The organism is Phocaeicola sp., assembly GCF_048170425.1.
In the GTDB taxonomy this organism is placed as follows: domain Bacteria; phylum Bacteroidota; class Bacteroidia; order Bacteroidales; family Bacteroidaceae; genus Phocaeicola.
The window spans coordinates 22,323-31,207 of sequence record NZ_DBEXBB010000218.1 but is presented as its reverse complement, the minus strand read 5'-3'; the positions used below and the strand labels follow the sequence as shown (position 1 = coordinate 31,207).

General features: G+C 49.2%; 9 protein-coding genes. All 9 read right to left on the bottom strand.

Features of this window, described 5'->3' with window-relative positions:
* Positions 1-82: 82 nt before the first annotated feature.
* From ACMJ0U_RS08770 to rlmN, 9 genes are read right to left on the bottom strand one after another with little or no spacing between them, the layout of a single operon-like run.
* A complete protein-coding gene (locus ACMJ0U_RS08770; RefSeq protein WP_417129592.1) occupies positions 83-1,288 on the bottom strand; it encodes a sugar MFS transporter in 1,206 nt (401 codons plus the stop codon).
* A 13-nt stretch (positions 1,289-1,301) separates the two neighbouring features.
* Positions 1,302-2,024, bottom strand: coding sequence for an HAD family hydrolase (locus ACMJ0U_RS08765; protein ID WP_417129591.1), 723 nt, complete (start codon positions 2,022-2,024; stop codon positions 1,302-1,304).
* Positions 2,017-3,024: a lysylphosphatidylglycerol synthase transmembrane domain-containing protein gene (locus ACMJ0U_RS08760; RefSeq protein ID WP_417129590.1), complete on the bottom strand. Its 1,008-nt coding sequence runs from the start codon at positions 3,022-3,024 to the stop codon at positions 2,017-2,019. The genes ACMJ0U_RS08765 and ACMJ0U_RS08760 overlap by 8 nt, the downstream gene beginning before the upstream one ends.
* A complete protein-coding gene (locus ACMJ0U_RS08755) occupies positions 3,024-3,971 on the bottom strand; it encodes a CDP-alcohol phosphatidyltransferase family protein (protein ID WP_417129589.1) in 948 nt (315 codons plus the stop codon). The genes ACMJ0U_RS08760 and ACMJ0U_RS08755 overlap by 1 nt, the downstream gene beginning before the upstream one ends.
* Positions 3,971-4,837 carry a hypothetical protein gene (locus ACMJ0U_RS08750; protein ID WP_417129588.1) on the bottom strand — a complete coding sequence of 289 codons (867 nt, stop codon included), beginning with the start codon at positions 4,835-4,837 and terminating at the stop codon, positions 3,971-3,973. Before ACMJ0U_RS08750 ends, ACMJ0U_RS08755 begins: the two co-directional genes overlap by 1 nt.
* Before the next feature lie 54 nt (positions 4,838-4,891).
* A complete protein-coding gene (locus ACMJ0U_RS08745; protein WP_417129587.1) occupies positions 4,892-5,599 on the bottom strand; it encodes a nucleotidyltransferase family protein in 708 nt (235 codons plus the stop codon).
* A 1-nt stretch (position 5,600) separates the two neighbouring features.
* Positions 5,601-6,695 (bottom strand): 4-hydroxythreonine-4-phosphate dehydrogenase PdxA, encoded by a 1,095-nt coding sequence (gene pdxA, locus ACMJ0U_RS08740; RefSeq protein ID WP_417129586.1) that lies wholly within the window; start codon positions 6,693-6,695, stop codon positions 5,601-5,603.
* Positions 6,696-6,697: 2 nt separating this feature from the next.
* On the bottom strand, positions 6,698-7,762 hold the full coding sequence (locus ACMJ0U_RS08735) for a DUF4837 family protein (RefSeq protein WP_417129585.1): 1,065 nt from the start codon (positions 7,760-7,762) through the stop codon (positions 6,698-6,700).
* A 13-nt stretch (positions 7,763-7,775) separates the two neighbouring features.
* Entirely contained in the window at positions 7,776-8,828 is a 1,053-nt protein-coding gene (gene rlmN, locus ACMJ0U_RS08730; RefSeq protein WP_417129594.1) for a 23S rRNA (adenine(2503)-C(2))-methyltransferase RlmN, read from the bottom strand.
* Between the last annotated feature and the right edge of the window lie 57 nt (positions 8,829-8,885).

Genomic DNA, 8,885 nt, shown 5'->3' with positions numbered 1-8,885 from the left:
CCCGCGAAACTCTAACGGTGTGGGTACACAATTAAGAGTTCCGCGCTTCATTTATGTATGCTTTCCGCAAAGGAAAATGGTATCAGTTTTTCTGCTGCATCATGTGGCGGGCATAGAACCATACCACCACGTAGCCGACGAAAGGCACAATGAACGCCCAGTGCATATCGGCGTAGTCTCCCACCAGTCCCATAAGAACAGGGCCTACGGCACCGCCCACCGGCGACATCATCAGGAAGGAAGAAGCACGCTTCGTATGGCTGCCCAGGCCTTTCAGGGAGAGGGCGAAAATGGTGGGGAACATAATGGCTTCGAAGGCATAACCGCAAAGCAGGGCTACAAACGATACAGAGCCTAAATCCAAAATCACCAGCAGAGTAGTAATGACCGTTCCCGTGGCACACCAGAAGAGCATCTTCTCAGCACGGACGCGACGCATAATCCAACTTCCGACGAAACGTCCTACCATGAACAGCCCCAATCCGCCGAATGAAAGTACCAGTGAGGCATCGCGGGCATTCATCCAGCCGACCTCCGTCACGTAGTTGATAAAGAAACTGTTGATAGAAATCTCGGATACCTCGTAGGCAAACAGTGCAACCAGTCCGAACACAAAAAGCTTATGCGACCACAGGCCTACGCGATGACCTTCGCTATCCACTTCCTCCTCATGAGGAATTTCCGGCAGACGTACGCGCATAAAAGCTAACGCGGCCAGCAGGACAATCACTCCCATCACGGCATACGGAAGGGCCACATTGCCGCTTACCCCTTTCTCTTCGTCCGAGAAAAGCAAGAGACCGGTCAAAATCGGTGCAAAGATACATCCCAGGCCGTTGAATGACTGGGCGAAGTTCAGTCGGCTGGCGGCTGTTTCCCGTGCTCCTAACTCCGTTACATACGGATTGGCGGCCGTTTCCAGAAAGGTCAGTCCGCACCCGATGACGAACAGCGAGAACAGGAACATATTGAACGAAGCCATATATTGCCCGGGAATGAACAACAACGAGCCTGCTCCGTAAAGCAGCAAGCCGAACACCACTCCCCTGCGGTATCCGTGACGGTTGATGAACAATCCGGCCGGAATGGCCATGATGAAATATCCCATGTACATCGTGGCCTGAATCATGGCCGAATGGGTACGGGTAATGGTAAGCAGTTCCTGAAAATGCTTGTTCAGCACGTCCAGAATGGCATGAGCAAATCCCCACAGGAAAAAGAGGGACGTAATCAGTACAAAGGGGAACAGGTATTGGCGTTCCACTAAGGCAATTCCTTTTTTCTTCATCCGTGCCCCTCCTTTATACATACGACAAAAGTTCCGGCAAATCGGTGATGATTACATCCGGAAGCGTTTCATCTATTTCTTCGTTGCCCCAGCCTTCACCTTTCAGCCAGGCCACCTTGCATCCTACGGCCTTTGCCGGCACCATATCCTTCGAGAAGGAGTCGCCTACCACTAATACATTTCCGGCAGGCAGCCCCATGGCCTCCACGCCCAGGCGATAGATGGCAGGGTCAGGCTTGCGTACTCCCACTACCGACGATTCGATAATGTCGGCAAAGAAGTCGAACAAACCAAAGTCTTTCAGGATGGTCTGGATATTTCCATAAAAGTTGGATACCAGCACCAGCTTGTAGCGCCCGGAAAGCGCCTTCACTACGGGACGGGTACGTTCCAGCACGTCCAGCACATAGCGGTAACAACTGTCGGCCACTTTTCCGGCATAGTTTTCCCGGCGGGCTTCTTCTCCGTCCAGCTTGCCTTGTTCCACCAGGTACTTCACCTGAATGTCGGTCTTGATGCGCAACACCTCGTGGAAATCATGCTCGGGCTTGACCAGCGGCACCCGGGCCAGCGTCCGTTCTCCGTGCACGTATGCCTCACGGAAACTTGCCTTGTCCACCGGCACCTGAAATTCCCGGTACTTTTCCCACAAGACTTCCGCCCAATGACGGCTGTTCGTATCAATCGTACCTCCGTAATCAAAAATCACTCCTTTTACATCTGTCAGTTTACTCATCTTTTGTCTTATTTGGGGTGCCGTTGCCGACCTTCATCAGCAACACGCCAATTACAATCCATATCAATTCACGCACACGGGTAATCAGCCCTGTATAGATTCCAAACGCACTCGGAATGGCCAGTCCGCCTACTGCCAGTGCAAATCCTCCCTCGCGTGCCCCAAGCTGCATGGGCGAGAAGAAGAACAGGTTGGCAAACAAGGAAGTGAAGGCCATAATCAGGATACAGGCCAGGAAGCTCACATGGTCGGTCAGGATGTTCAAGATAAAGAACACTTCGGCACAACCCACTATACGTGCCATAAACTCCAGTCCCAGCGCCACATAGAACGTGCTTTTACGCTGTTTGTGCAGTTCAGCTATCTGTGCGTCTACCCGTTCCAGCGTTTCTCTTTTTTCTACCAGAAAACGTCGTGCCCAGCGTCTTACGTAGGGTATGCCGCCCAATACCTTGAACGTACGTACCGCCATCCCGTTGCGATAACCTTTCATAAAGAAATAAATGGCCAGCAGGCAGACAAATGCCACTACTGCCAGCATGATGCCCAGTCCCCAGTTCATCGGCTCAAAAATCACGAAAAGCACCGCCGACACCAGCCAGAACCAGAAATGGGAAAAGATGTGCATCATCACATAGAGAATGACCGACGAGGTGGCCTTGCTGGCACCTACGTAAGGCGTAAGCTCCATGATGCGGTACGGCTCGCCGCCCATCAGTCCCACCGGAGTGGCATAGTTCAGGGCAAAACCGGACACGGTCAGCTTATAGACTTTCCAGAAGGGCACCTTGGCATGTTTCCCGTCGCGGATAATGACATACCATGACCAGGCATTCAGGTAATAAATGAACACCCACAGAAGAATCACGGCTGGAAACCACACCCCCGCCTTGCGCAGGTTCTGCCATAGTTCCTGATAGTCCATGTCGAACGTACAGAGCATGACCACAATGGCAAAAATGCCGAAGAACCAGAATATATTCCGAAACTTTTCCTTCATCACTTGGCGTATTTATGGTAAAGGTATGCGCACAAGGCTTCATGGCGGTGACGCATGTACACAAACAAACTGGTCATCACCACTATCTCAAAAATGAAATACAACCACGGCTCTCCTATCAGCAGGCTGATGTAAAGAGCTATCGCGCGGGTATTAAATGTCAGGATGTTGGTGTACTTCATCAACGGCAGACTCAGGGCACGGAACTCATCACGCAACTCCTGAGGAATGTTGTCACCATAACGCTCCTGCACAAAGGCATAGAAACGCTGGAAATTGGGAGTCATCTGTTCCTGCTTGCGGGTATAGTTGCCATAGAAATACAGAAAGGCTTTCCACCAGAAGTTACCCTTCCACGGCAGACTATGGAAAATCTCCCGCTGCTGCTTGAAGTTGTCCAGTTCACTACCTGCCTTTCCCTTCAGGAAGAACAAGTGGATGTTACGGTAATAATCGGCCAGCGTACATTGCTTGCTATGACACACCGTTCCTGAGAACAAGGCTATCAGCCAGATATAAATGCTCCAGGTTTGTCCGGAAGCTTCTCCCCAATGAAAAGGAAGCGGCTGGTTCATCAGGCGCAGACAGATGGCGGCATAGATGGTAATGAACCAGAGGTCACCGGCAAATCCGTCGAGCATACGCCCCCAGCGGGTTTTCTTACCGGTCATACGTGCCAGCTGCCCATCGCAACTATCATAATGGTTAGCCCACATCAGCAAGAAGATACCAATCAGCGTATGCGTCATGTCAGGATAATAGAACATCACCCCTGCCGCCACTCCAAGAATGATAGACAGAATGGTCACGACATTGGGATGTACCCCGAAACGCTGGAAAAACAACGCCCACACATAACCTATCGGGCGATTGAAATGGATGTCCAGAAACTCTTCTGTATCCATGGACTTGAAAGAAGCCTCTACTCCTTTTTTCTCCGTACTCATTATTTTTCTAATTTATGAATAATACGATTATAGATACACTTGGCTATTTCGGGTCCGGCTTCTTCACGGCAACGTGCAAAGCTGGGCCAGTCGTTAAAATCGATGATACGGATTTCACCGGTAGCCGATACCACACAGTCGCCTCCGTATACAGGTACGTTCAGCACCTCGGCCGCCTTGTTGGCGTATGCCTGAAGCTGCTTGACATCGAACGGGAAACCTCTTGTGGCTCCGTTGATGGCTTCCAGTCCGAACTTGCTGTGTGATTGTTCCGTAGGATAAAAGGTGTAAAAGAAATCCGTTCCCTGTACACCGTAGAACTTCACCAAATCTCCCACCAGGTGCTCGTTGACTACCGCCACCGGAATGTTCCGTTTCCGGAAATCGGCCATCACCACTTCTGCTTCTTCCCGGCATTCCACGTACACCACGTCTTCTTTCACCATGGCATGCGAATTGCCTCGCTTAATCCAGCAAGGAAACACGGAAGGAGTAAACTTTTCATTAGTAGAAACAATAAAGCTCCGGGGATGTGGCACTTCATTTGCCACCAGCAGCTCCGTCATCCGCTGACGGACACAATTGTCAATGCCATACGCAGAGTTGACCACCAGGGCACCCTCGTCTTCCAGTTTTTTCAACCGTTCGATGGTAGCACGGTCACGGGCCATGTCAAAAATAAACTCAGCCTCTATGTTTTGAGTAACAAATTCCTTTTCCGGATAAATTGTCACCTCACACCCCATTCTCTCCAATGCTTCTGCCGCAAGCCGAAGGATTGCCGCATCATTGTCTACGTGATTCGGGGAATATTCATTACCACGGCTCACACCGGCCACCCGAATCTTCTCTCCTCTTTTACACATTCTATCTTGTTATTCTAGATTTTACGCAAAAAATCAATGTTGCTTATCTGTTTTTTAATCTTGTCCGTTCAAAAAAGCCTCTGCTTTTACAATGTCCCCCGCATGGTCCACATCCAAAATCTTTGAAAAAGGATAAGCCTTGAGCTGAAGACCGTCGGCTACCAGCTGACGCTGAAAATTACGCATGCGCGACATGCCCTGTGCCATACATTTCTCCAATGTCACGATTGAGTTGGGCGACAGGCAATAGATTCCCCCTGAAATGTAACGCGTATCAGGCTGAAGAGCATCATAGAAACCGGTAATATTGCGGTTTTCATCCGTACCGATATACAACGGTTTTTCGTCATCAATGTAATCCGTAACGGCCATCATGCCATCCCCTTCAAAAGCCTTGAAAGCGTCAATAAAGCGTGAAAACTCCTCTTCCCTGAAAATCGTATCGACTGTAGTCAGGCAAAAACGGTCATCTTTCAGATAACGGCTCAGCTCGTAAAAGCTGTGCATGGAACTGGGGGTCGTCTTGACAATGACCCGCAAAGGCACTTCCGATGTTTTTTCCAGTTTGCTCAGGTGTTCTTTTGTCAAAGCCACCTCGTTATTGATAATAACAACCACTTCCTCCGCCCCGTTCTGGGCAAAGATGTGAATCAGACGGTCAATCATGGCCACTCCGTTGAGTTGCACCAGCGGTTTGGGCAACTCAACGCCTTCCTGTGCCAGCCGGGAACCTTCCCCAGCTGATATGATGGCAAATTTCATGTTATTCTTCCTCTATGCTATCTAATTTCAGTTTATCGCTATCATCCCGTTTTTCATAATACTGCTTACGCAGCGGACGGGCACTGATTTCTTTTTCCCAGACACGGTTACGGAACACATCCATAGCTACGTACACCGCCTGACGGAAAGAGTCTTCCGAAGCAACGCCTTTTCCAGCAATATCGTATGCTGTGCCGTGAGCTGGCGAAGTGCGTACGATAGGCAAGCCGGCAGTAAAGTTCACACCCTCGTCCATGGCCAGTGCCTTGAACGGAGCCAGTCCCTGGTCATGATACATGGCCAAGATACCGTCAAAATGCGTATAATTGCCTGAGCCCATGAAACCATCGGCAGGATAGGGTCCGAAGCACTGTACGCCGCGAGCTATCATCTCTTTCATGGCCGGAATAATCACTTCCTGCTCTTCCGTTCCCAGCAATCCGTTGTCTCCCGCATGAGGATTCAGTGAGAACACGGCAATACGCGGATTGTCGATGCCGAAATCCTTCTTCAGTGAGCGATGGAAAATCTCCATCTTTTCCATAATCAGTTCTTTGGTCAGTTCACCGGCAATATCACGAACGGGTACATGGCCTGTCACCAGTGCCACACGGAAATCACCTTTCAGCAGAATCATCAAGGCCTTCTGTCCTTCACCTACACGTTCTTCAATATACTCCGTATGTCCCGGGAAATGGAACGTATCCGACTGGATGGTATGTTTGTTGATAGGAGCTGTTACCAACACATCGAACAAGCCTGCCCGATAATCACCCAAAGCCCTTTCCAATGCTGCCAGCGCCGCCTTTCCGGCCTCGGGAGTCGGCTTGGTCAGTTCCACCTTCAACTCCTCTTCCATGCAATTCACCACGTTTACTCTTCCGTCTTGCACCTCCGCAGCAGAATTTACAATGCTGAAATTAGTCTGTATCTCCATGGCCTTACGGTGATACGCAGCGACCTTGGGAGAGCCGTACACCACCGGTGTGCAGAGTTCAAGCATGGTGGGGTCAGAAAAAGTCTTCAATATGACCTCATAACCTACCCCGTTTATATCTCCATGAGTGATTCCCACTCTAATTTTACGATTTTCCATATTTATTGCTTATTCTGTTCAGCTTCTTGTTTAATTTGTTCTTCCGAAACGGTATTGTCTACCGGAATTTCCGACACTTCTTTTTCTGAAGGAAGCTTCAGTGTATACAATGCAGCATTCAGTTTACGAATCTGATCACGTTTCAATTTTCCGGGATTATAGACAAAACCTTCCACCACGATAACCCGTGCATTGTCACGGTCTACCCGCACATGCGATACAAACGGACCTCCCATGGCGTCATTTTTCATTTCCCACAATCCGCGAGCCTCAAAGGCATAATCACCTTTCACGGCTATATTCCGTGTTTCCACAAACATTGAATCTGCCGTTTCCATGTACATACCTTCCTGTGCCCCTGGCAAATTGACCTTCATTACCGAGTCACGCTTATGAATGAAATATTCTTTGGTAAACGTATCATAATCGCGGAACGGATAAGCATACATCACAAAGTTCAAGTCATTCAGGTTGCTCGAAGCCCACAAGAAATCCTTACCCTGCTTGTACGATTCCATTTCCACCGGCATCCAGATGTTACAATCAAACATGCTCTGCACCTTGGCCGAAAGCGTTTCATTGTGTTTTTTCTCCAGCAACTTCACCTGACGATTCATTTCGGCACGGGTAAAAAAGTCGATAATTACCTGACCGTTTTTCGAAACATAGTCCGCAAACTCCTTCTGGTTAGGTGCCTGAATGGTCATGATCATCTGCGGAGACGAATAGGCATCACGCGTATATTTAAACTTAGGTTGTGTATAGATGTCCTGAATATCCACAATAATGATGTTACGGAACAAACGTACCGAACGGTCAAAAAAGTCAGGCCGCACACGTGAAATACGGAAAGAGCGTTCTGCCTGAGGCAATCCCGGCACATCCGTATCCAGCACGTGAAACAGTGCACTGTCCGGACTCATCCAACATTTGTCATCGGCCACCACCATCACTTCATACGGGCGTCCGCTTGACACCGGAGTAATGATACTCTTCCCCCCGTTACGGCAGGAAGCAAGCGACAGCACCGCCAGGGCCATCCCAAGGTAAAATGTCATTCGTTTCATTATGTTTCTTGTATTAAAAGGTTTCACTTTCTTTCTCTTTTTTCTCCGCTTGTTGCTGGGCTGTGGAAAGCATGCCGCAAGCCGCAAAGATGTCTTCTCCTCGTGAAGCACGAATAGTGGCAAACAAGCCGTGCTGTGTCAGGTAATCACGGAAAGCAATCATCGATTCCATATCCGTTCCCTCCAAATCCACGTTCGGAATAGCATGAAAACGAATCAGGTTCATCCGGCAGTCCAGTCCACGAAGCAATTTCACCAGTTCCTTGGCATAAATCAGGCTGTCGTTCACCCCCTTGAACACGATGTATTCAAAAGACAGTCGGCGCTGCTTGCTGAAATCATACCGGCGAAGGATGTCCACTATTTCCGTAATGGAGAAGGCCTTCTCTGCCGGCATTAATTCCCTGCGCTGAGCAGGAAAAGGAGAATGCAGACTGATGGCCAGATGGCAGTCACTTTCTTCCAGAAAACGTTCCAGTCCCTTCCGTAATCCCACAGAAGAAACGGTGATGCGCTTCGGACTCCATTTATAGCCATAGTCGGCAGTCAGGATTTCCAGGGCACGGAGCACCTCATCCAGATTGTCAAACGGTTCTCCCATACCCATGAACACCACGTTGGTCAGTGTATCCCGTTCCGGCACCGAATAAATCTGGTTCAAAATCTGGGCAGCCGTCAGACTGGTAGTATATCCCTGCTTTCCAGTCATACAGAATTTACAGTTCATCTTGCACCCCACCTGCGACGACACGCACAACGTAGCCCGGTCGTCATCAGGAATATATACAGATTCAATGTAATCACCTTCGGGTGTGCAAAATAAGTATTTCACCGTTCCGTCTACCGAACGCATCTCATGTACCGGTGCACTGGCTCCTACCTCGTAGTTCTCCATCAGCCGCTCGCGGTTCTGGAGTGAGAGGTTGGTCATTTCTTCAATCGAGCCAACTTTTTTATCATATAGCCACGAAGCAATCTGCCCGGCAGTAAATCTAGGCATCCCCAAATCCTGCACAATGGTTTTCAATTCGTTCAGCGTTTTCCCCAATAAAGGAGTTTTTGTCATCATAATACTCTTATATTCTACACATTTAGCGTACAAAGTTAGGGAAAAAATAAGATA